Raw genomic sequence first — 23,134 nt, forward strand, 5'->3', positions numbered from 1 at the left:
TAATGCGGAATAAAGGGGGTAAGCTAGTGTTTGAAAGCTGGGAAACATTCGACTTAGGCGCGATATATGTTTGGTTTTAACCCTGGTTGGGTGTGGTGGTGGGGGAAGTAGGGTGTACAAAATCCGCCAGTTGGAGATTGAGTTCGGTGGCATAAGTTCGTAGCGTTTCAGAAGCTAGCGCTGACATTTCGGAGAAACGTATGCTGGGCATCGATATGGTGACTGCTCCTAACACGTCCCCCATATCATTGACGAGCGCGGCACCGACGGCGGATACGTCTTTCTCTGCCATCTGGTTGTTGACTGAGAAACCGCGTTCGCGTACGCGGCGTAGTTTCCGCCGTAATTGCTTAAAGTCCTCCAAAGTCCAGTCTTTGTATAACTCCCGTTGCTCACGGGAGGATAGTTCCGCAAGGCAGGCGAGGCCCCCGGAATTATTCTCAGCAGGAACAACCTGGCCTTTTCGTGACCCAACGCGTACGGCTTTGATTCCGTCAACCGTGTCAATGAAGTGGGTCTTGCGTCCCCGTGTGATGGTCAGATGAGTTGTCTCTCCAGTGGCTGCAGTCATGAGTTGCAGGTAGGGGCGGGCTATCTTGGACAACTGCATTCCGAGTCTGGGGGTGAGCGTGCTGGTATTGAGCGCTGGCCCTGCCAGGTAGGTGTGGGCGATGGTCGGCACCGCAAAGCCGCGGTAAACCAGCATTGCTAAGGAGCGGTGAACCGTGGATTGGCTGACCCCATATTCCCTGGCTACTTCGGAAATCTTAACCTCCCCCGCACTGTTGAGCTGCTGAAGAAGTATCAGGCAAAGGTCCACGCTACGCATGTATTCCTTAGGTTTTGCTCCGTAGAAGCTTTGAGGAAACACCGACTTAACCCCGCCTTTCCGCTATACGAAATTGTATTGATTGTAACATGGGTCACTGGTTGGCTCTAAGGCATGACTACGACACAATCTACCCGGACTAACGGGTTTACGTTGCTGGGTATTTCCGGCCGTCCCCTGGCGGCAGTGTTGCTCGGCTGGTTCTTTGTAATTTTCGATGGTTATGATCTCATTGTCTACGGAACGGTCCAGACTCGGCTTATTGAGCTATGGGGCATCACCGATGGTCAGGCTGGCACCATTGGCTCCACCGCCTTTATCGGCATGGCGTTGGGAGCTATTGTGGTGGGACGTTTATCTGACGCGATTGGCCGTAAGAAGGCCATTATTCTGTCAGTTTTAATTCTTTCCGTTTTCACTACATTATGTGCGCTGGCACCAAATCCCTGGGTGTTCGGTGCTCTGCGCTTCCTTGCTGGCTTAGGCTTAGGCGGTTTAGTTCCTTCTGTGAACGTCATGGTGTCTGAACTAGTACCTCACGAGCGTATGGCGGCTTGGTCCACGGTAATGATGTCCGGCGTTCCGTTGGGTGGCTCTATTGCCGCCATATTGGCTCAGTACATCGTGCCATCTTCCGAATATTGGGGTTGGCGTGCAATGTTCCTCGTTGCCCTGATTGCGCTTGTTGTGGGTTTGCCGCTCGCGCTGAAGGTATTTCCGAATGATGCTGAGATGCGCGCGCTGAATGGCCGCCCGGCAAGAGTTATCACTACGGCACCTGAAGCCACTGCCTCTTCCGTGTCGTCCGATCGCCCAACGACTGAGGTGCAGCCTAAGTTCTCCACACTTTTCTCTGCAAAGTACCGTGTAATCACCTTCTGGTTTACTGCCGCAACTTTCGTGACTCTCTTTACCTGGTATGGCCTAGGTACCTGGCTACCACGGCTTATGCAGACGGAAGGCTACGACTTTGGTGCAGCCCTGCGCTTTACGCTTGCTCTTAACCTGGGTGCCGTGTTGGGCTCCGTGATCACTGCCTGGGCGGGGGACAAGTTCGGCCCTATTCGCGCAGGTATCGTTGCAGCTTTGCTCGCTGGCTGCGCGTTGATGTTGCTGTTGACATATCCGCCGGTATGGGCCGTTTACGTGATTCTAATTTTTGCTGGTGTGGGAACGCATGGAACCCAGATTCTCATCATCGCTGCAGTGACCCAGTCCTACCCGAACCTCATGCGAGGTACTGCACTTGGATGGGCAATGGGCGTGGGGCGCATCGGTGCTGTCATAGCCCCGCAACTGGCGGGTCTATTACTGCAGTGGGGCCTAGGTGCACGCTCAAACTTCCTACTATTTGCTGCCATGGCTCTGATTTCCTTTAGCTGCCTGCTGATAATTAATGCCATATTGTCCAAGCGTCAGCGCAGCGTCGCCTAAATATCCCTTTTTCTTTTTATTCCGTTCTTTTAGCGAAAGGACAGTGTATTTCCCATGTACACCTCCCCGATTTCTAGCGAATTAGCTGGCCAGAAGGTCATTATCTCTGGTGGAGGCATTGGCGGTGCAGCCTGCGCCGTGGCGATGGCTTTGCGAGGCGCCGAAGTGGAGCTTTACGAGCGCGCCGCGGAATTCCGGGAAGTGGGTGCTGGAATCCAGATCGGTCCCCACGGATGGCGTATGTTGAAGCAGTTTGGCCTCGAGAAGGAAATGGTCGACCTAGGCTTTCTTCCGAAGCGCATGGTGTTTAAGGACGCCATCAGCACCGAAGACCTCTTGACCCTGAATTTCGATGACGAGTTCGAGGCTCACTATGCCGGCCGCTACTTGGTCATCCACCGCTCCGACCTACTTGGACTACTAGTAGAGGCCGCACAAGCACTTGGAGCTAAGCTCTACAATGGAGTGACCGTTACCGGCGCTGAGAATACGGAGAATGGTGCGGTAGCCACACTCGAGTGGGCCGCCAGTGATGGCCCGAACACTGCAGAGGGGGATATCTTCGTAGCCTACGACGGCATCCACTCCGTTCACCGCAAACGCTTCGTAGATGATGTCCCCGTGGGGTCCGGGTACGTGGCTTACCGCGGCACGTCTGATCGTTCCGAGGATACCGAAATGTCCGCTCTCGAAGACGTGGTCGGATTCATTGGTCCGAAGGTCCACTTCATTCAATACCCTCTGCGCGGTGGCAAGCTCCTTAACCAAGTGGCTGTGTTCGAATCTCCGCGTTACCTAGAGGGACTGCAGTCCGACGATATTCCGGAGGACTGGGGTAATAACGACGAGTTCCGCGGCGCCTTTGGCCATACCAATGAGTTCATTCAGGGCCGTCTTGACCACATGTGGCTTCATACTTGGTGGCAGATGTCCGACCGGGAACCACTTATGGAGTGGGCCGATGGCAATATCATCGTGATGGGTGATGCGGCTCATCCACCGCTGCAGTATCTTGCTTCGGGCGCAGTGATGGCCATTGAGGATGCTGAGGCGCTAGCCTCCTACGCCGCCGATGCTGTCAACAGTGGCACCCTGGTTTGGTCTGAGGTGCTTAAAGAGGTGGAAGCCGAGCGTGGCCCACGCTGTGCGCGCATCCAGACTACTGGTCGTTTCTGGGGCGAGTTGTGGCACGTCGACGGCCTTGCCCGTTTGACACGCAACGAGCTATTCCGCTCAATCAATGTAACTGGATGGACGAAATACGCAGACTGGCTATGGAAGTACGATGTCGCAGACCGCCATTACATTAAGAATCCTGAGGCCGGTCAGCTGCCGAAAGAAATCGCTGACTGGCGCTACCGCGTCGGTGAAATCGCTAAGAATATTTAAGGGAGAACCCTAAGGCCACTCGCTAGTCTCCCCTCACCGCTCCTTTCCATTAGAGGGAAGGAGCGGTTATTTAGCCTCGTCAGCGACGAGCTTCTTCGTGTAAGGCAGCATAATGCCTACGATTGGGGAGAGGGCGAATAGCGTGATTACGGTCGCCTCGCGCACCACCTCGAAGTGATGAAGGACGAATGCGGATAGGGCAAGCGCAAATGTGAGCAAGGTAGCATCGAAAATTGCCTTGGCCTTCGGGAAAGAAATCCGTAGCTGAGTGGCAATCAGGTTTGTTATGCCCTCATTGGGTACGTAAATGTAATTCGCCGCGGCCACCAGTGCAACCCCTAAGCCCAGTATGAAAGTCCCCAGTAAGACTACTGCAAGCTGGGCAATGTAGTTGGTGGGATTTAGCCAACCCAGCGCCCACATCCAGATATCGAGTGCGGGTGATGATATGAGCGTGGCCGGAATCTGCAACCAGCCCGAGCGCGGGAATTCGCCTCGCAGCGTAATGAGCTGAATTACGAGAAAAACGGCGCTGATGACAAAGAACCAGCCGCCGAAGCTCAATCCGCCAATAAGTGAGAGAGCGTATTGGGGCGAAGCGACCGCCGTGGTGCCCAAGCCAGCCTTAGTGGTTACTGCGATACCACCCATGAGCACGATGAGACCGACGATCGAGATTAAAAGGCGGCGCGGTGAGGCTAGCTTCATGGAGCTATTGTAAACGCGGAGTGTGCTGTGGTGGGCTCAAAATGGTTCATATATTGCGCGCAGCAGGAAGTGGTTGAAACTTGGCCACCTGAGACGGTCAAGTCCTGGGTAGTGGTGTATCTGTATTTCGAATCTGGGGTTAGTTTCATGGCGGTGGTTTAGGGGCCGTCTCGGGGATGGGGGGTGAGGGTATTCACGCGGCGTTTTCCTGGTTGTTGTCGCGGTCCTCGTCGATGACCCCAGCGGCGATGATCTCTTTGGTCTGTGTCAGGCTGGCCAGTGACATATAACGCTTCTGTTGGATCCAGTCATCGTGCTGTTCGGCCAAAACCGCCCCAACAAGGCGCACAACAGCGTCTCGGTTTGGGAAGATTCCTACGACATCGCTACGCCGGCGGATCTCTCTATTGAGCCGTTCAGTGGGGTTATTCGACCAGATTTTGCTCCACACCGCTTTCGGCGCAGCGGTAAACGCCAACAGCTCGTCGAGACACTCCTCGAGGTAGTCTGCCACGTTCGGGAACTTGTGCTGGCAGAACTCCACCACATCCCTGGCCTGGACCCACACGTTGGTGGCATCGGGTTGCTGGAAGATCGTGTGAAACATTGCTGATAGGGTCGGCCACTGGGTCTTCGGTACCTGGGCTGATAGGTTCTTCGCGAAGTGGGTGCGGCACCGCTGCCAACTAGCCTGCGGCAGGCAATCACCCACGGCTGCTTGAATACCAAGATGGGCATCACTGGTGACCAGGAATACCCCGGTGAGGCCACGGGCGATGAGGTCGCGGAAGAACCCGGTCCACGACGCGGTAGATTCCGCTGTAGCAACCTGCATGCCAAGCAGTTCGCGGTAGCCGTCAGCGTTGACACCTGTGGCCAGTAGCACGCTGGCTTTGACGACTCGGCCGCCTTCGCGCACTTTCATCGTCAACGCGTCACAGGAGAGGTAGTAATACGGGCCCTGGTCCAATGGTCTGGTACGGAATTGTTCGACCATCGTGTCAAGCTCTTTGGCCATCTCGCTGACCTGTGATTTCGATAGGTTGTGGATACCGAGTGTGGCGACTAGGTCGTTCATCCTGCGGGTGGAGACCCCCTTGAGGTAGCAGGTGGCGATAACTGTGGTCAGGGCGCGTTCGGTGCGGCTGCGGCGCTCTAGCAGCCAGTCGGGGAAAAATGAGCCGGTGCGTAGCTTCGGGATTGCCACATCGATACTGCCGACGCGGGTATCTAGCTGTCGGTGACGGTAACCATTGCGGGTGTTTGTACGATCCGGCGAGACTGTTGCATAATCTGCCCCGCAGACGGTGTCTGCCTGGGCGGAGAGAATCTGGTTGATGAAGTCAGTGAGCATTTGGCGCATCAGGTCTGGGGATGCTTGAGTCAGTAGCTGTTCGACATACGCGGTCGGATCGATATGATTGGGGTCAGCGGCCATCGCAGGGTACTTCCTTTCGAGGATAGGTAAGAGTTGATTCGAAAGGTACCCGCGATGGTCGCCTCATTGTGCACCGGCACAAGGCCTACCGCGGGCTACAGATACACCACGCTAGCGGACGCAACCCCTGAGACGCACCAAGGGGAATTTGTTTTTAGACTGCGCCGATCTTCATTCCCTAAACAACCTGGAGCATATCGCTGATTTTAGTTATTCAGATGAACTTCTTTTGCGAGCGAGACAGGGAAGCAGTTATTCAGATTCGGTATAGCTCTATTCACATCTCTTAGGCCCTAGCACCGCTGCTGAGCCAAAGCGGCGGCTAGAGTCCTATTACATGAATTCATACCCCCCTTATCAGCGTTGGGCCATCTACGTGGGAGGCTTCGTAGGGCCATTTTCTGGCCAGGCGCTGGGGGTTGTGCTGCCGGAGTTCGGTCAAAGCTTTGGAATTGGCGTATCCACGGCCTCCATCACATTGTCGGCGTACCTATTTCCATTCGCCATCGTAATGCTCTTTTCGACCCGGCTTATCGCGGGGCTTTCTCCCTCAAGGGTCATCATGTGGGCTTACGCGGTGACCCTGGCGGCGGCGGTAGTGCTCGTCGTCACTCCGTGGTGGTGGCTGTTCCTCGTGGGATATTGCATCATGGGCGTGGCCAATGCTTTCACCACGCCCGTGCTCCAAATTGTTCTCAAACGGATCACCCCTAGCAGTGAGATTGGTTCAGCGCTGGGCACGTATACGGCCATGCAGTCCCTGGGTATCCTGTCCGCGCCGCTGATTGCGGGCGTGACGGCCGGACTGAGCTGGCGCCTGATCTTCCTGCTAACGCTCGCCGCGGTCCTGGCGATTCTGCTCATTCGCGTCCCGAACATCCCCGCGGAGCCCCCGCGGCGCGTAAGCGGCGGAAGCATCGCCGTTGCAGGGGTGGCGGCGAAAATGCTGGCCTGCTACGCGGTGGGATTGTGCGTCATCGGCCTAGCGTTCATCGCCGCCCTTCACGCCGGTGAGCGTTTTGGGTTGGATGCTTTCCAGCGGGGCCTGGTCATCATGTGCGGCGGCCTGCTAGCGTTCATAGTCTCGCGTTCGTTGGGCCGGCTGGGGGACCGCATAGGCGCCCAGAAGATGCTGGTGCTGAGCCTCATCGCCGCGGCCATAGGCCTGGCCCTGTACCCGGCGGTGGGATCACCGTGGCTGTTGGCGTTGTTATGGGCCGTGACCGTCACTGCGGCCCAGGCCGCCCAGACCTCAATTAACGTCACAGTATTATCCGCTGAGGGAGGGGAGAAATTTCTCTCCACCGTTCAGGCATTTCGCTATTTCGGTAGTTCGTCCACGCCCCTCCTCATTCTCCCAGTATTTAACCTCCACGCCTCCTGGGGCTTTTTCATCCCCGCGGCGCTGTTAGTCGTGGCGGCGTCAGTCCAGCCGCTGCTGCCCATGGGTAAGCAGCGGTAGCAGCCGTAAATGTCCCCTCACCTTTCGCGGCGCTGCGCGCCGGGCTCGACGGGGCCAGGCGGTGGCGGCTTTTAGCTGCACAGGCCTAGCGCGCAATCCCCGCCCGCGGGTGCGTTCGTTGCCTATTCCGTAGTATCCGAATACCCGCCGGTGTCTGCCGTAGGGTAAGTCAAAAGTCGGGGCAGCGCACTGGTAACGGCCGGCCGCACGGTCGAACCGGTTACATGCACCCACGAGCCTGCTGTGCTCGTGTCGCCGGGGCGCCATACTTGGATATGTAGGACTAGGGGGCTGAAAACCACGAGGGGCCGCATGGGGTCAGGGAGAGGTTTGGTTACGTTTGCCCGGCGGGTAGAGGCCGGTGATTAGACGTGGTGCGCTAGAAAGTCGAAGCGGGGTGGAGGCGCCGTACGAGTTGGGCGCAGAAGAAGACCCCCGCGCCGGAGAAGGCGAGGGGGCCAAGGTGCGCCTTAGGTTGGGACGCGGATTGGTGAACGCTTAGTTCTGGGATTCGTGGGTTGGTTCTGGGTTGAAACCCTGCTTCTTGCGCACGATACCCAGGAGCCAGAAGGCCACACCCGCGAGAAGCAGCGGAACGGCGAACATCTGGTAGACGTTGGCGGCCTCGACTCCGGCGGCCAGCACGTAACCCACGATGATCGGCGCGGCGATGGACGCTAGGCGGCCGATGCCCATCAGCCAGCCAAAGCCCGCGCCGCGGACCTTCGTAGGATAAAGCGGAGGGCCAATCAGGTAAATACCGGCCACGCCGGCCACCGCAGCCATACCGGCGAGCATGCCCACGAGCATCATCGCGAAGGTCTGGTTGAGGAAGAATCCGAAGAGGAAGTAGGTGGCAGCGCCGAAGATCATGGTCAGCCCCAACAGGCGGCGTGGCATGATCTTGATGGCAATAAGGCCAAAGATCGCGGAGCCAAAGATACCACCGGCGTTGTACAGCACGTTGGCCGTCACGCCAAGGTTGGAGTCGCCAGCGGAATCCGCAACGATCTTGGTGGTCCAGGAATTAGCGAAGTAGAAGGATGAGGAAATTAGCGCGTAGCCAATCCACGCCAATAGCGTTTGCATCCACATGCCGTTGCCGAACACGCCCTTGAATAGGTCGCCGAGTGTGGTTTCCTCACCCTTCGGAACCTCGGGCAGGCGCTCCACCGGCTGCTGGCCCATCTTTGGCAGAATCTTGTTCAGGCGCTCCTTGTTCTTCGCGCCACCCTTGTGGATCAGGTAATCATATGATTCTGGCAGCAGGAACACACAGGCCACGAGCAGTGCGGCGGTAATGAAGCAGCCCAGCCAGAAGCCTTCGCGCCAACCGGTGTTGGCGATGATGACGCCGGCCAGGGCACCACCCAGGGTGGCGCCCACGGGATAGCCCGCAGCGTAGATTCCGGTGGCCAGCGCCGCGTGCTTGCGGTTGGAGTATTCGGAGACGGTCACAGACAGGTTGGCCACCATACCGCCGACGCCGATGCCTGCGATAATGCGCGATACGAACAAGACCGTCAGGTTAGGGGACAGGGCGCCTATGGCCATACCCGCCGTGGCGAGAATCAGCGCAATGAGCATAACGTTGCGCCGGCCCAGGAAATCAGATATTGGAGCCAGGGCGAAAGCGCCGATGGTCATGCCGATCAAGCTGGAGCTGAGCAGGTAACCGAGGAGAACGTCATCCACGCCGAACTCCGCCGCTACCTGTGGCGCGGACAGCGGCATGATGATCACGTCATAACCGTCGACCATGTTCAGCAGGAAGCAGATAGCGATCGCGCGTACCTGGAAGGAGGTCATCGGGGAGGATTTAATCCGCTCTTTGAGATCCACGGGAGACCACCTCGCTTTCTTAGAGAATAGATGATTCGGGCAGGGGAGAAAGTCAGAGTAAGTGGAGGAGCGATAGGGAAGAGGGAGGGGCGGTTACTTCAAACCGAGGAAGCGCTGGGCGTTTCCACCCAGGATGGCCTGGGTTTGCTCCTCTGTGAGGAAATCCGCGCCGCGGACCAGGTTGCCCACCGGGGTCTCGCCCAGCGGGTAGGGGTAATCAGAGCCCAGCATGACGCGCTCTGGGCCCATCACGTCGAGCAGCAGGCGCAGTGATGGTTCCTGGAACACCACGGTGTCCACGCTGAAGCGATCCACGTAATGTGATGGCGGATGCTCAGAGGTCGCGATGAGATCCGGGCGGCGGTGCCACGCGTTTTCGAAACGGCCCAACCAGTAAGGGAAGGAACCGCCGGAGTGCGCGAAGCACAGCTTGAGGCTCTTAGGCAGTTTGTCGAAGGCACCGCCAAGGATGAGCGAGATGATGGACAGGTGGGTTTCCTGCGGCATGCCGGCAAGCCAGCGCGCCATCCAGCGGTTGAGTCGTGGGGACTCCGCCATATCCCACGGGTGGACGAAGACCGGGACATCGCGCTCGGCGCAGTGGGCGAGGAATTCAACGATGCCTTCGTCATCGAGGTCCCTGTCACCGACGTGATTGCCGATTTCTACGCCCTTGTGCCCGTTATCGATGCACCGGTCCAGCTCCTTGATAGCCTCCGCGGTGTCCTGGAGAGGCACCTGGCAAAATGGGATAAGGCGGCCTTCGCCCTCTTCAGCGATCTCTAGGGCGAGATCGTTGAAGATTCGGGCGATGGTCGCGGCCGTCTTGCCGGATTCCTCGTAGGTAAAAAACAGTGGGGTGGGGGACATGACTTGCACGTCCACCTGATCCGCGTCCATTTCCTCCAACCGCAGTTGGGCGTTCCATGAATTATCGGTGATGGGACGGAACTCCTCTTCGCCGACCATCATCATGGCTTCACGCTCGGAATCGACCCGGAGCCAAGGCCAGGGTTTTTCGGGCTGGCCTGTGGCCTGACCAAGATCGTCCCAGCCCTTGGGGACAAAGTGGGCGTGGATATCGATAACGGGGGAGGTGTTCACTGGATTTTCCTTCACTGTTTCCTACGAGAGGTCATTCACAAAGCGCGCTTTACTTAGCGATGCGCGGTGGGTGCACGGTGCCGCAGTTGGAGCAGGTGCGCTGCTCATCGGTGGTCTTGGAGAACTCCTCGTAGACCAGTGGAAGGTCCTTTTCGATGTCCTCGAGCTGTACCTCGATTTCATAGACCTTGTTTGCGCACTCCTGGCAGAACCACTGGAAGTACTCGGTCTCGCCCGGACGGCGGACCTGCTCCACGACCAGGCCGATGGACCCTTCCTCTGGGCGCTGAGGGGAGTGGGAGGTATTCGGCGGCAGCATCCAGGTCTCGCCCTCCTTGATGTCTACGCGGCGAATCTTGCCGTCCTCGATGATGTTCACGTGCATGTTGCCCTTGAGCTGGTAGAACCACTCGGAGTATGGCTCGTGGTGGTAGTCAAGGCGCTCATTAGGGCCGCCCACAATCATGATGATGAAGTCTTCATTGACGATCATCGCCTTGTTGTTCACTGGTGGCTTGAGGGACTCCTTGTTGTCCTCGATCCACTGCATGAAGTTGAATGCGCCTGGGATGGCCATGGCGTTGTCCTTTCGGTAGGGGGAATGTGTGAGTGATAAGACGGTATTAAGTTGTAAGTTCTGGGACTAGGCCTGCGGCTTGTAGGCCACGGCCTGGATCTCGATTACCAGGTGTGGGTGGGGCAGCTGGTGAACCGCGACGGTGGTGCGGGTCGGGCCGTTTTCATCGAAGAACTCCGCGTACACCTCGTTGTAGCCGCCGAAGTCATTCATGTTCACCAGGTAAGCCGTGGTTTGCACCAGGTCTTCGAGGCCGGCGCCTTCTTCCTTGAGAATCTTTTCGATGTTCTCTATCACGGCGCGGGTCTGGGCCTTGATGTCTACCTTGGTCACTCCCATTTCGTCAGCCTCGGCGCCGATGAAGGTGTTATCCGGCCGGCGGGAGGAGGTGCCGGAAACGTAGATGAAGTCTCCGGCGCGCTTGACGTGCGGGAATCGCCCGCGGGGCTTGGCCAGGTGGCCAATTACTTTTCCACTCATGAGGTGGGGCTCCTTAAGAGATAGTGGGTGGGTTTATCTGTGGCTAGCCTGCGATGGTGACCTGCAAAGGCTCGAATCCCTCGATGTGAGCCTCGATATTCTGTCCAGGCTTGAGCCATTGGGCGGCGGTGACGGAGCCCGCCAGGATGATGGCGCCGGCCGGGACCTCAAAGCCGTACTTGAGGATCATCTCGGCCAGCTGGTTGAAGGCCTCGAGGGGGTTGCCGAGGATGGCGTCCGTAGTGGCGGAGCCCACTTCTTCGCCGTCGATGAGGAATTTGACGTCCAGCCCGGCTACCTCGCGGGGGAATTCCTGCCAATCGCCCACGATGAATTTCGCCGCGGAGGTGTTGTCCGCTACCACGTCGGCCAGGGAGAATTTGAAGTTCTTGTAGCGGGAATCGATAACCTCCATGCCGGCGGCCACGTGGGTCGTTGCCTCGCGCAGGCGCGTGGCCAGCTCCTCGGCGCCCTCGCCTTCAGTTGGGGTGATTTCCTGTCCAATCTTGAACACCAACTCGGGCTCGATGCGGGGGTGAATCAGCCCCTCGAGGCTTAGCGGCTCACCGGCCGCGTGGTGCATGGAGTCAGTGAGGAAGCCAACGATGATGTTGTCCACGCCCATCTGCTCCATCTTCGCCTTGGAGGTAAAGCCCAGCTTAGGGCCGATGTAGTTCTCCCCGCGCTCCGTGCGGGCCGCCAGAATTTTGGACTGGATTTCGTAGGCCTGGTCGATGTGCAGTTCGGCATCGAGCTGCTCGGTTTCGCGTGCCTGCGCTTGGGCTTCGTCGAGGGTGTGGGCGATTGCGTTGAGATCCATAAGGTGTTCCTCTCCTTGGGTAAGCGGTGGGGTAGGGGGCGGTTAGCCCAGCTTGATGGCTACGTTGACGGGCTCGGTGTAGAAATCGAAGGAATGCTGGCCACCCTCGCGGCCGATGCCGGAGAGGCCGGAGCCGCCGAACGGGGCGCGCAGGTCACGCAGGTACCAGGTGTTGACCCAGGACAAGCCCACATTCATCTTCGGGGCCACGCGGTGTGCACGCTCGAGGTTCTGGGTCCAGATGGAAGCGCACAGGCCGTATTCGGTGTCGTTAGCCAGGTGGATGGCCTCTTCCTCGGTATCGAAGGGAATCAGGCCGGCGACGGGGCCAAAGACCTCCTTGCGCATGACCTCGTCCTCATGCGCCAGGCCCTTCCACAGGGTGGGCTCGAACCAGGAACCGCCGTTGAGCTCGGCGCCCATGTCAGGCACGCCGCCGCCCAGGAGGGTCTCGGCGCCGTTCTTCTCGGCCAGGTCGCAGAAGGACTGGACCTTCTCGCGGTGCTTGGCGGAGATCAATGGACCAAAGTCGGTGCCCTCGGCGAATGGGGCGCCCAGCTTGAGCTTCTTGGCGGACTCGATGAGGCCATCGACTACCTCGTCGAAGATTCCACGCTGGATGTACACGCGTTCCGTACACATGCACACCTGGCCGGAGTTGGTGTAGAGGGAGCGCGTGAGGCCAGCAACCGCCTCTTCCACGTTGCAGTCATCGAAGACCAGCGCGGCGTTCTTACCGCCGAGCTCGAAGGATACCGGCAGCACGCGGTCTGAGACGGTCTTCATGATGATGGAACCGGTCTTTGACTCGCCGGTGAAGGTGATGCCATCAACGTCCGGGTGGGAGGTGATGTGGGCGCCGGTGTCACCGTAGCCGTGCACCACGTTGTAGACGCCCTCCGGAAGGCCCGCCTCGGCCATGATCTCGCCGAGCAGGGTGGCGGAGGCTGGTGTCTCCTCGGACGGCTTGACCACAACGGTGTTGCCGGTTGCAAGGGCCGGTGCGACCTTCCAAGTCAGCAGCAACAGTGGCAGGTTCCACGGGACAATGACGCCCACCACGCCCAGCGGCTTGCGTACGGCGTACATCAGTGCGTTGTCACCGTTGGCCGGCTCGGTGAGGTAGGAATCGAGGCCGGCGGAGGCCACGGTATCGGCGAAGGAACGGAAGTTGGCGGAGGCGCGGGCCACGTCCACCGCGCGGGCCAGGCCTTCTGGCTTTCCGGTGTCGGCAATCTCGGCCTGCAGGAGGTCCTCGAAGCGCTCATCGATGCGGTCCGCGATCTTGCGAAGCAGGTTGACGCGCTCCGGGGTGGACATCCTGCCCCATGGGCCTTCGAGCGCGGTGCGGGCTGCCTTGACCGCCTTGTCCACGACGGCGGCGTCGGCCGTATGCACGTTGCCGATCAAGGAACCGTCTACCGGGTTGATATCGTCGAAGGTGCTGACACCATCGACGTATTCATTGTTGATGAAATTGCGAATTTCTTGAACCATGGTGTGCCTTTCGTGAGGGCCGGTGGGAATGGGTAATTAATCCGATTCGGCTAATACGTAAAATCATGCGCCCCTGCGGCTATACCGTCTACTATCAATTACTGATACCGCTATCCAATTTCGGCATATCCAAAGGTGAGGTGGGAAATGATTGACGTTGAATACGCCGATTTTTTTCGCGGAAGACTCAAGCTGCGCCACTTAGTTGTCATCATCATGATTGTGGAGGAAGGCACCACCATCGCCGCCGCGGAGCGGCTGCACATAAGTCAGCCGGCGATCACCCGCATCCTGCGCGAAGTCGAAGACATCCTGGGCGTCGAACTGTTTGAGCGCACGCCGAAGGGCATGCAGATGACGGCGTTCACGGAGCCATTCCTAAAACAGGCCCGCGCGGCGCTATCCCACATCCGCACCGGCGTTCGCCATTTGCAAGAACTTGCCGACGGCGAATCCGGCCACGTCTACGTGGGCGTGCACCTCTCCGGCGCCGGGCACTTGCTCTCGAGCACCATCCGCAGGCTGAAAGAGGAAAGCCCGCACATTACGGTGCACGTGCGCGAGGCTAACCCTTCCGGTTTGCGCAGCCTGATATCCAGCGGGGAGATCGATTTCTACATCTCCCGCTTTACCGAATCCGACCCACGGACACTGCCCAATGGCGAACCACTACACTTCGAGCCGATGTTCCGCGAGCCGATTTCCGTGGTGGCCGCGGAGGAACACCCGGCCGTGGCTGCCGGTCGCCCCCTGAGCCTGCGGGAGCTGGCGGAGCACAAGTGGGTCCTACCGGTGAAGCAGACCACGCTGCGCAAGGAATTGGACAAGGCCTTCTCCCTGGCGGAAGTGCCTTTCATCAAGGACGTGATTGAATGCTCGACTTTCACCATCCTGCATGACCTAGTGCGCCAGGGTAAATACCTGGCGGTGGTGCCACAGACGATGTATCAGCTGATGGATGGCGTGGAGGCGCTCCACGTGCAGGATCTGGATTTGGGTTCCCACACGGGCATGGTGTGGGCGGCCGATTCCCCCTTAAGCCCCGTTGTGCGCCGCTTCCAGAGCCTGCTGTTAGACGGCGCCCGCAGGCTCCGTGAGCCGCTGTGAGATTAATTTTCAGCTGGGTCGACCACTCCCCAAGGGTGCGTAGCCAGGCACTGCCAACTGTTTAGCCCCTGTACGCCTCCCCATTGCTGGCCGGACATGCGTGAAGGTGAGGGGACAGGCGGCAAGGGGTTGAGCGCGGGGAACACCGGCTTAGCGACTAACGTGGGCGGGCAGGATTGAGTCCTTGGATTAAGAGCCGGGACACTACGAGTTGAGCACCGTCGCGCCGCGGGAAGGCTGCGATGCTAGCACGGCGAGGAGGATATTTTGGGTGTACGGTGGGGCTTGTACCACGAGCGGTTGAGTTCCAGTTCCTCCCGCCGAGAGGTTATCGCCGGCGGGTTTGGCAAAGAACCACCGCTTTCCACTAACACCTCCCACAACTAACTGGAAGGGAAAATTAAGATGGCAGAATTTACAAAGTTTGACAAGGTCACCATCCTTGGCGCCGGCGTCTTGGGCTCCCAGATTGCCATGCAGGCTGCGTATCACGGAAAAGAGGTAGTCGCGTATGACCCATTCCAGGAGGCTCTCGACAAGCTTCCTCGCCTCTACAACTGGATGCGCCAGCGCTACTCTGAGGATTTGGGCGATGGCTACGATGAAAAGCGCTTCGATGAGGCGGTGGCCCGCATCTCCACCTCCACCGATTTGGCTGAGGCGGTGAAGGAGGCAGACATCGTCATCGAGGCCGTTCCTGAAAACCTGGAGCTAAAGCGCAAGGTATGGAAGGAAGTCGGCGAAAACGCCCCCGAGACCACTCTGTTTGCAACGAACACCTCGTCGCTGCTCCCGTCGGACTTCGCGGATGCTTCTGGTTACCCAGAGCGCGTGGTTGCCATCCACTACGCAAACCAGATTTGGCAGCGCAACATCGCCGAGGTCATGGGTACCGATAAGAGCGCTCCCGAGGCAGTAGACGGTGCCGTACAGTACGCCGAGGAAACCGGCATGGTTGTCAGCCGCATCCGCAAGGAACAGCCGGGCTACTTCCTTAACTCCCTGCTGATCCCATTCCTCAACGCCGCAGCCAAGCTGTACGTCAATGAGGTTGGTACGCCGCAAGACATTGACCGCAACTGGGTAATCTCTACCGGCAGCCCATACGGTCCTTTCGAGATCTACGACTTGGTGGGCTTCAACGTGGCTGCTCACATCTCTAGCCAGAACGAGGATGCTGACATCCGCCGCTTCTCCGAGCTGCTCAAGGAATCCGCCGACAAGGGCTGGACCGGCCGTGCCGATGGCAAGGGCTTCTACACCTACGATGAGAACGGCAAGAAGACCGGCGTTGTGGAGGAGTGGAACAACTTCGCCTAAACGCGTTGGCCTAGCCAACCCCCGATAGATCCAAGTAGCCGGCCCCTTAAACGGTGATAAACCGCTAGGGGCCGGCTTTGCATTTAGATGGCTTTAGCGGCTCGATGATGCCGCAGCGTCCGCCAAAGCGCTGCCGAAGCTGAGGGAGCTGCCGGCTAAGCCCTCGGACGAGCCGATTCGGCCGGTCTCGTACGAGGCCTTGTTGGCCTCAAGGTCGGCCACGGCGTAGGCGGGCAGCGCTGGCTCGGCGTTAACGCGGGGTTCGAATAGAAGCTTCACGTACTCAAGCAGGCTTCCGGCGAGCGTGAGCGATTGGGCGGGGTTAACGCCCGGTGCAACCAGCCGCGAGCAGTCAACGTTGGTTAGGCGGGCTGGGTCCGCGGAGCCCTCATTGCCCAGCGCATCCATGACTACGGCGTGGGCGGCCGGGTCCGACAGCAGCCCTAGGTGTCCGGGGAGTTTGGTGGTGCACACGTCCTGGACGGCTATATTGCTTGCGCCATCCATGTGGGAGACCCTATGCGCCGGCTGGATTCCATAATCGGTACGTGAGTACACCGAGGTCACGGAGACATTCTCGGGCAGCGGCTTGGCGTGAAGCGCCGTCATGAAATCGCTGCCGATGCGCATCTGCCAGCCGATAGCGGGGCAGCTGCCGAGGACCTGGCACACCGCGCCGACAAAAGTAGTACCGTGCAGTGCGCCGGCCAGGGAGATGAAATCGTCGACCTTTGCGGCCGCGTCAGCGTCGTAGCGCAGCGCCCATAAGGTCGCCGTGGGCCCTCCGCTGTGCCCAATAACGGAGACCGGCTTGCCGAGGCGTTCGTGTGCCAACTTGATGCCTGAGGAAACGTAGTCCGCCGACTCGGTAAGGTCAGCCCGGCCGCTACTTGGCAGATCGATGAGACAGACGTCATAACCGGCGTCGCGTAGGGATTTTTGGTAATTCCAGGAGTAGGTTCCCTCGCCGTTGGTCCCCACGCCGTGGACAAGAAGCACGGTCTTTTTCGCATCTGATGGCACAGTGTCAGAATCGCAGTAGAAAGCCTGTTGATGGGCGGCCGGGATGCCTTGGGACACTCCGGAAGCTGATGCCGTTGCCGGAGCAGATAGCAATCCGATTGCGAGCAGCGCGCTGGCCAGGAGAGAGCGCTTCATGGTGGATCCTTCCGTTTATTAACGTGGTCAGGCGGAAGCCTGCACTTAGCTTTGCCATCGGTCTGTGGGGCGGTTTGAACAAGAACGCTGTATAAGCAAAAAGCCGCGCCTAGAGCTTTAACGAGCCTTACATCGCGAGCGTTACAAAGCGCTGGACGCTACAGTGAGCCTCCACGGCTTTCCGCCGCGGCGCTAACGGTCGCGTACCCCGCCTTTCAGTGACCGGCGCGGGTGGGTTCCGGCGCGGCGGATGCAGGGGGAGAGGCGTGAAGAATGAAACTTATCTCAGTAACGGGGGTAGTTTGGGAGCGTATTTATATCTTTAGAAGCGGGCCCAATTGCGGTATCTACCCGGTGCTATGGGCTAAAACTGCAACAATCCCGTTCGATCAACGCACGGTGACCCCCGCGCACGGCACGATCGAACGGGATTGTTGCATCACGCGCCGCGGGGAACGCGAATGAGGCGCGAATGACCCGTGACCCGCGGCGCCCCAAACGGAAAATCGCTTTATTTCTAAGAATGGGCGCTAGCGCTGGTAGGGAATTTCTACAGCGGCGCCGGTCAAGTCCACGCGAGCGGTGTATCTGCCTTTTCGATAAAACAGGCAGCATGACGATCTTAAGGGACCGGCACGAGCCCGGTGTTGCGGCTGGCTCATGCGACCTCCTGAGTGGATTCGCCGGCGTCGATGACGTTGGCGTTCATCATGGTCTTCGCCTGGTCCAGGGCCGTCAGCGACATGTAGCGCTTCTGCTGGCTCCTTCTCACTCGTGCTGCTCAGCCAGCACCGCCCCGACCAGGCGCACGACGGGATCTCGGTTCGGGAAGATCCCCACCGCATCGGTGCGCCGGCGGATCACCCCTGTTCAACCGCTCGGTGGGATTGTTCGACCAGACCTTCGTCCACACTGCTTTCGGGGCGTGGGTGAACGTGAGTAGCCCATCCAGGGCTTCTTCCAGGTAGTCGGCCACGCGCGGGGACTTCTGCTCACAGAAAGTCACTACTTCCCGGGCCTAATTCTTAGACCGCTCCACCCCGAAGCACCTCTAAGAGGTTCAGCGCAGGCAGACGGTCTGCTATGAAGCCCCAGAATCAAATATACGAAAGTATATAAATAGGAAAAATACAAGACAATCACCATCATTCCCCATAACCTTAAGGTTGATGCCGGAACTGAAAGTATTGCCCTACCTAAAGGGGTAACAAAGCATCGCAACCTGAAGGAGAGAAGCATGAAAGAAAACATGCCAAAGCATCTCGCTGCAGTTAGCTTCATTATTTGCGCCATCGCCATTGGCATTGGATTTTCAACGAATGGAGGTAGCATTTCTGGACCCAAAGGTTGGGCAGCTGCTATAGGAGTCGTTCTACTCATCTCGACCGTTGTAGCTTTTGCAATTTGGGTATTCAGCCGCATGATTCTTGCCGGAAAGCGACACAATCACCGAGAGGAAAACTAAACCCAGGACGCTTCAACTGGTGGTGCAGGTGGTCTTGCCTGTAGCGCAGCTGTAGGCACTGGTATTACAGCCGCCAGCTGCTAGTAATTGGTGCGGAGATAGGAAGGAATTTAAGAAATGGGTGAAGTATCGGGCGGAACTGTTGTTAAGACCCCAGCAGGGTTGAAGGTTCCGTTGTTTCTGTATGCTGTAGTAATTTCAGTGCTAATCTCTGCCGGGTCGGCGGCTGCAATGTATAAAATCAACTACCCCTGGTGGGTGTGGATTGTAGAGGCATTGATCCTTTTGCCTATTGTTTACGGGATTTCTCGTAAATTGACCAGCGTCGATAGCTCTGGCGACTACGTAATTGTTAGCCGACCGAAGGTAATTTTATTTTCCACAATTTCAGCAGTTGTGATCGTCATGTTGATTATTGTCACCGTTGTCTTGTAAAAATTTGTTCTCTTTTTAGCGGGGCACAGTTTGTTCTGCGTTGCCGACACAGGGGTTACTTCTTCCAGGTATAAAGAAGTAAACCCTGTGTTGGCTTGTTTAATAGGTTTAGTGACTCTTCGCAATATGTAGGGCGATGGCTGGGGCGAGGTTAAAATCTGCGGAACACTAATCTGCCCAAACCAAAAAGAAAGCGGCAATACGAATGTCGTTAACTGGGCTCATGTTACTAGCCTGCGAAGAAGGAATTTCACCTTTATCCTGAAAAAAGAAAAGTTATCAGCACTTGCTGTAGGGGTGTTAAAAGCATGCAAGCAGCAATAATTACACCAATATTTTTAGCTTTTTAAAGGTTGATTAGTTATTTTTGCAGTAAAATAAAGTAGCATTCCCTCCCATACTTGGGTAGAAGAAATATTTACGCGTTAAGCTAATGGCCATACCGAAAAAGTATGATTGAAATAAAATCCTGCAATTTTTTCGAGATGCTAATTAAAGGCTAGGATATTCAAAGATTTTCTGGGAAGAAAAATTCTCGGCATACGTAAACAGTATTAGCCGGAAAACCAATCAGCACACCGTAATCTGTTACCCCTTTGAGGGTAACAGATTTTAATAGGCTTTTACTTTAACGCTCTGCTTGGCTGTGTGTAGAATTCTGGCTTTTCTGGATTTCGTGAATCTTACGAACGGCTATGACAGTCGTTACTAACCAAGCTAAACCAATCACTACGGTCGCATACGAAAAATCAGACGCAAGAATTCCACCCAAAGCTATACAAACAAGAATGAAGCTCGCGACCGCTAAAGCCATTTCCCTTTTCTGCTGGGCAGTCATCGTATTACATCCAATTCCGAAGTTAGAGATTTAAAAAGATATCGTGAAGGTATCTTTGAGGTTAACCCTTGCCGATTGTAGCGCACTCATACGAGGCCATCCCCGCAGTGCCGCCCGCTACCGCATTTGCCGGCCACGCACTTACGCCAGCCGTCAGAGGGATACTTGCTATCGAGCCAATTGTTGCGACAGTACCAAAGACGCATCCAGCCACGCCTTGAGTAACAACAGGAACACGTTCTCCTTCGACAAGTGACTTAAAATAGGGAGCTGTGATGATGTTGCCATCAATCCTGTAAGAGACTTGCTCTACTGAGCCGTCAGAAAACAGGAACGATGATCGAAGCTTTACTTCGCTGCCATCTTCATTGGCGATGGTGATAGAACCATCGTTATGTTTAGTGACAGTTCCGTTTCCACGGAAAATACCATGCCATTGTTGGTTGCTTCTTTACTGTAGACTTTTGTGAAGCTCTCATTCATAACTTTTGCTGTGGCATGGGTGGTTAGATCGCTAGCGTTGGCGGTAAAAGCTTCCGGTCCAGAAATGACGCCAGAAGAGACGACAGTGGAAATTAGTGCAGCCGTTAGATCCGCGTTTTTACCTAGGGGCATTTGAACTTTCCGGGCTGGTAGTGGACAGCTTCAGAGGATACCGTCGCCGTTTCTTTCGGGAGATAGTCGTCCAATGAGAGAATTCCAAAATAAGAAGGTAAGAATGAGTAAAAAATCAGCCGTAATGTCGTTCATCGCCGTCCAATTGCTCAGTTTCCTGGGGCTTCTCCTGTCTGGGATTCTTTGGGCACCGGTATCGCTAGGCGTTAAAGCGATGGCAATCCTAGGTTCTGTCGCTATCGCCACACTCGTCTGGGTCCCAGTCTTCTACTTCATCACCAAGTACAATCAGGAAAGGGGTTCAGCTGCAAGATAAAAATTAACAATATGCAACCCTTCGAAACGACAAAGCCAAGTATTATCCCGACGATCCCTACACCGCCCCGGAGGATCGCAACATTTTTGTGGAGTACAAAGCGAGGGGAACATTCGGATACAGGAGCTCGAAACTCACGCGGACGAACTGGAGTTTTACTACTCAAGAGATCACAGGGGCCTTCAGTCTGCTGACCTGTGCTGCTACATCTACCAACGTCAGCTGACTGTCACGGTAGAAAAGAAGAAGATGCTCGCAACGTAGAAAAAGATGCGGAGTTGTACAAGACGTGCAATCTCTACGAGAGATAGGTCAGTATATAGCCAAGGGATAATTCAAGATGACACGCCAATCGGCATAGGCGCTGTGGTTGCCTTTTGGGAGTGGCAGGCGAAGGATATTTCGGAGTGATACGCGTGTGTGTTGTCCGCGGAACAATTGAAGCCACGAACCGGACCGTATTCGAGGTGATTTCTGCATTTTGCTGCTTAAAAGGAGCGTGTCAAGTTGTTTGTGTGTGGGGTTGATTTCTTATAGATATAGGTCGAAGCGCTCGGGGTAGGCTACAGCCATTTGGTTGATGGCTTGTTTCCAGCCAGCAACTCGTGCGCCTTCAACGAGCCTGCCGGCGGTTGCTGAGGCGCGTTTTCCTTCTTTATCGCGACGAGCAGCGCGTTTGTCTTCAATGTTGCAGATCATCAACCACAGCGTCTTCAGCGCTGATTCATCGTTAGTAAACTGCACCCTGTTACGGGTGGCTTTACGCAACTCGTTGTTCAACGATTCGATGGAATTAGTCGTATAGATGACTTTCCTGGCTGCCGGCGGGAACTGCAAAAACGGCACAAACCGCTCCCACGCGTCCTGCCAGACCTTGACTGACCTTGGGTATTTCTCGCCAAGCTCAGAGGCCTCAAAATCTGCCAAGGCTGCAGCAGCACTGGATTCATCTGGGGCAGTGTAGACCTTTTTGAGCGCGGCTGATACTGCTTTGCGGTCACCGTAGGACACCCAGCGGTTAGCAGCCCGAATCAGATGCACTACACAGGTTTGAACCATTGAGCCTGGCCAGGTTGCCTCAATAGCCTCAGGCAGGCCTTTAAGCCCGTCACAGCAGACGATAAACACATCACGTACGCCGCGGTTAGCAAGGTTGGAGCATACCTGCGCCCACAACGATGCGCCTTCTTCTTTGGCAATCCACAAGCCCAGAATATGCTTAACACCGTCGATGTCCACCCCGATGGCCATGTAGGCGGATTTGTTGACCACTCGGCCGCCGTCACGGACTTTAATGCGTAGCGCATCGAGGAAGATGACGGGGTAGAACTCGTCAAGCTGGCGGTTTTGCCAGATCATGACCTCGTCAAGCACAGCGTCGGTGATTGCGGAGATGGTTTCATGAGAAATATCGACTCGCATCGCAGTGGCCAGGTGATGCTGGATATCGCGGATGGTCATTCCGCCGGCATACAGGCTAACGATCATGTCATCGACGTCTGTTAAACGCCTGGATCCTTTAGGGACCATGGTTGGGATATAGGTCCCGGCCCTGTCCCTGGGGATATCTACGGTGACCGGCCCGTAGTTAGAATCAACAGTCTTTGGATACGAGCCGTTGCGGTAATTGTCCGTACCAGCAGCGGCTTTACCATCCCGGTCACCAGCCTGGTATCCCAGGTGAGCGTCCATCTCGGCTTCCAACCCCCGCGTGATAGAAGCTTGCAACATGCCTCTGACTAGGTCATTGGCATCCGTAGTGGAGGTTCCAAGCTGATCAATAAGCTTGGCGATCTCGGGGTTGGCTAAAAGCTTTTTCTCAATCGCGTCAATCTTGGCCTTATCAGCCGGATCTCGTCGTGCCATAGTTGTCATTCTGGCTCATCTCCTTATGCGGGATAGATTCCCACACACAAACCATCTGACACTCTCCTTAAAAGCCCCGGTGAGGGACAATTGTTATCCTTATCCTCACTCGGTGGCGGTTTTAGTTCCTAGCAGCTTCAGAGGGCGCTCCAAATCCCACGACAATCCCACTACATGCACCGCAATAAACGGCCTTAAACGGCTGCATGGCAAAACCGAAAACACCCCACCACCAGGGTTTTACTGACAGAGGGGTGTGAAGAAAAGCGCCCCAGAGAGGAATCGAACCTCCGACACCGGCTTTAGGAGAGCCGTGCTCTATCCACTGAGCTACTAGGGCCAAACGGGTGGCTAGCGCAATCGCTTCCCATGCCATCCGCAAATAGACTACCCGAGGTGCGGGTAGAACTGAAACCGGCGTGGGCTTGACCGCC

The 23,134-nt window shown here is 56.7% G+C and carries 19 protein-coding genes, 1 tRNA gene and 1 pseudogene; 7 read left to right on the top strand and 14 right to left on the bottom strand.

Features of this window, described 5'->3' with window-relative positions; all coding sequences use genetic code 11:
• Positions 1 to 76: 76 nt before the first annotated feature.
• Positions 77 to 829 (bottom strand): IclR family transcriptional regulator, encoded by a 753-nt coding sequence (locus CENDO_RS03385; RefSeq protein ID WP_136140783.1) that lies wholly within the window; start codon positions 827 to 829, stop codon positions 77 to 79.
• A gap of 114 nt (positions 830 to 943) precedes the next feature.
• On the opposite strand from CENDO_RS03385, the gene CENDO_RS03390 reads away from it, so the two are divergent.
• On the top strand, positions 944 to 2,263 hold the full coding sequence (locus tag CENDO_RS03390) for an MFS transporter (RefSeq protein WP_136140784.1): 1,320 nt from the start codon (positions 944 to 946) through the stop codon (positions 2,261 to 2,263).
• 54 nt (positions 2,264 to 2,317) lie between these two features.
• Entirely contained in the window at positions 2,318 to 3,652 is a 1,335-nt protein-coding gene (locus tag CENDO_RS03395) for an FAD-dependent monooxygenase (RefSeq protein ID WP_136140785.1), read from the top strand.
• Positions 3,653 to 3,718: 66 nt separating this feature from the next.
• On the opposite strand, the gene CENDO_RS03400 is transcribed toward CENDO_RS03395, so the two are convergent.
• Both CENDO_RS03400 and CENDO_RS03405 read right to left on the bottom strand, forming a co-directional pair.
• Positions 3,719 to 4,360 carry a YczE/YyaS/YitT family protein gene (locus tag CENDO_RS03400; RefSeq protein ID WP_136140786.1) on the bottom strand — a complete coding sequence of 214 codons (642 nt, stop codon included), beginning with the start codon at positions 4,358 to 4,360 and terminating at the stop codon, positions 3,719 to 3,721.
• A gap of 193 nt (positions 4,361 to 4,553) precedes the next feature.
• The gene (locus CENDO_RS03405) at positions 4,554 to 5,798 is read right to left on the bottom strand and encodes an IS256 family transposase (RefSeq protein WP_136140787.1); all 1,245 of its coding nucleotides are present in this window, start codon (positions 5,796 to 5,798) and stop codon (positions 4,554 to 4,556) included.
• A 337-nt stretch (positions 5,799 to 6,135) separates the two neighbouring features.
• Here CENDO_RS03405 and CENDO_RS03410 point away from each other — a divergent pair, with 337 nt between their 5' ends.
• Positions 6,136 to 7,260 carry an MFS transporter gene (locus CENDO_RS03410; protein WP_136140788.1) on the top strand — a complete coding sequence of 375 codons (1,125 nt, stop codon included), beginning with the start codon at positions 6,136 to 6,138 and terminating at the stop codon, positions 7,258 to 7,260.
• A 498-nt stretch (positions 7,261 to 7,758) separates the two neighbouring features.
• Here CENDO_RS03410 and CENDO_RS03415 read toward each other — a convergent pair whose 3' ends face one another.
• The 6 genes from CENDO_RS03415 to CENDO_RS03440 form a co-directional block, all read right to left on the bottom strand.
• On the bottom strand, positions 7,759 to 9,102 hold the full coding sequence (locus CENDO_RS03415) for an MFS transporter (RefSeq protein ID WP_136140789.1): 1,344 nt from the start codon (positions 9,100 to 9,102) through the stop codon (positions 7,759 to 7,761).
• A 93-nt stretch (positions 9,103 to 9,195) separates the two neighbouring features.
• A complete protein-coding gene (locus CENDO_RS03420; protein WP_136140790.1) occupies positions 9,196 to 10,206 on the bottom strand; it encodes an amidohydrolase family protein in 1,011 nt (336 codons plus the stop codon).
• 49 nt (positions 10,207 to 10,255) lie between these two features.
• Positions 10,256 to 10,783 (bottom strand): 3-hydroxyanthranilate 3,4-dioxygenase, encoded by a 528-nt coding sequence (locus CENDO_RS03425; protein WP_136140791.1) that lies wholly within the window; start codon positions 10,781 to 10,783, stop codon positions 10,256 to 10,258.
• Between the two features lie 66 nt (positions 10,784 to 10,849).
• Positions 10,850 to 11,263: a RidA family protein gene (locus tag CENDO_RS03430; RefSeq protein ID WP_136140792.1), complete on the bottom strand. Its 414-nt coding sequence runs from the start codon at positions 11,261 to 11,263 to the stop codon at positions 10,850 to 10,852.
• A gap of 43 nt (positions 11,264 to 11,306) precedes the next feature.
• Positions 11,307 to 12,083, bottom strand: coding sequence for a 2-keto-4-pentenoate hydratase (locus CENDO_RS03435; RefSeq protein WP_136140793.1), 777 nt, complete (start codon positions 12,081 to 12,083; stop codon positions 11,307 to 11,309).
• Positions 12,084 to 12,125: 42 nt separating this feature from the next.
• Positions 12,126 to 13,580 carry a 2-hydroxymuconic semialdehyde dehydrogenase gene (locus tag CENDO_RS03440; RefSeq protein ID WP_136140794.1) on the bottom strand — a complete coding sequence of 485 codons (1,455 nt, stop codon included), beginning with the start codon at positions 13,578 to 13,580 and terminating at the stop codon, positions 12,126 to 12,128.
• Positions 13,581 to 13,727: 147 nt separating this feature from the next.
• On the opposite strand from CENDO_RS03440, the gene CENDO_RS03445 reads away from it, so the two are divergent.
• The gene (locus CENDO_RS03445; RefSeq protein WP_136140795.1) at positions 13,728 to 14,687 is read left to right on the top strand and encodes a LysR family transcriptional regulator; all 960 of its coding nucleotides are present in this window, start codon (positions 13,728 to 13,730) and stop codon (positions 14,685 to 14,687) included.
• 405 nt (positions 14,688 to 15,092) lie between these two features.
• The gene (locus CENDO_RS03450) at positions 15,093 to 16,007 is read left to right on the top strand and encodes a 3-hydroxyacyl-CoA dehydrogenase (RefSeq protein WP_136140796.1); all 915 of its coding nucleotides are present in this window, start codon (positions 15,093 to 15,095) and stop codon (positions 16,005 to 16,007) included.
• Positions 16,008 to 16,100: 93 nt separating this feature from the next.
• On the opposite strand, the gene CENDO_RS03455 is transcribed toward CENDO_RS03450, so the two are convergent.
• Complete coding sequence (locus CENDO_RS03455; protein WP_136140797.1) at positions 16,101 to 17,165, bottom strand: alpha/beta hydrolase; 1,065 nt, start codon at positions 17,163 to 17,165, stop codon at positions 16,101 to 16,103.
• 777 nt (positions 17,166 to 17,942) lie between these two features.
• Positions 17,943 to 18,174 (bottom strand): annotated as a pseudogene (locus tag CENDO_RS11425) (transposase); the annotation flags it as partial.
• Between the two features lie 228 nt (positions 18,175 to 18,402).
• Between CENDO_RS11425 and CENDO_RS03465 the strand changes: the two are divergent.
• On the top strand, positions 18,403 to 18,630 hold the full coding sequence (locus tag CENDO_RS03465) for a hypothetical protein (protein WP_136140798.1): 228 nt from the start codon (positions 18,403 to 18,405) through the stop codon (positions 18,628 to 18,630).
• A gap of 117 nt (positions 18,631 to 18,747) precedes the next feature.
• Positions 18,748 to 19,065, top strand: a complete 318-nt coding sequence (locus tag CENDO_RS03470) for a hypothetical protein (protein WP_136140799.1) — start codon at positions 18,748 to 18,750, stop codon at positions 19,063 to 19,065.
• 628 nt (positions 19,066 to 19,693) lie between these two features.
• On the opposite strand, the gene CENDO_RS03475 is transcribed toward CENDO_RS03470, so the two are convergent.
• From CENDO_RS03475 to CENDO_RS03485, 3 genes are all read right to left on the bottom strand, one after another.
• Positions 19,694 to 19,903 carry a hypothetical protein gene (locus tag CENDO_RS03475; protein WP_136140800.1) on the bottom strand — a complete coding sequence of 70 codons (210 nt, stop codon included), beginning with the start codon at positions 19,901 to 19,903 and terminating at the stop codon, positions 19,694 to 19,696.
• 1,462 nt (positions 19,904 to 21,365) lie between these two features.
• Complete coding sequence (locus CENDO_RS03480) at positions 21,366 to 22,700, bottom strand: IS256 family transposase (RefSeq protein ID WP_210726520.1); 1,335 nt, start codon at positions 22,698 to 22,700, stop codon at positions 21,366 to 21,368.
• A 267-nt stretch (positions 22,701 to 22,967) separates the two neighbouring features.
• Positions 22,968 to 23,040: transfer RNA gene (locus CENDO_RS03485), tRNA-Arg, on the bottom strand.
• Positions 23,041 to 23,134 lie beyond the last annotated feature (94 nt).

The organism is Corynebacterium endometrii, from assembly GCF_004795735.1.
Classification (GTDB): Bacteria; Actinomycetota; Actinomycetes; order Mycobacteriales; family Mycobacteriaceae; genus Corynebacterium; species Corynebacterium endometrii.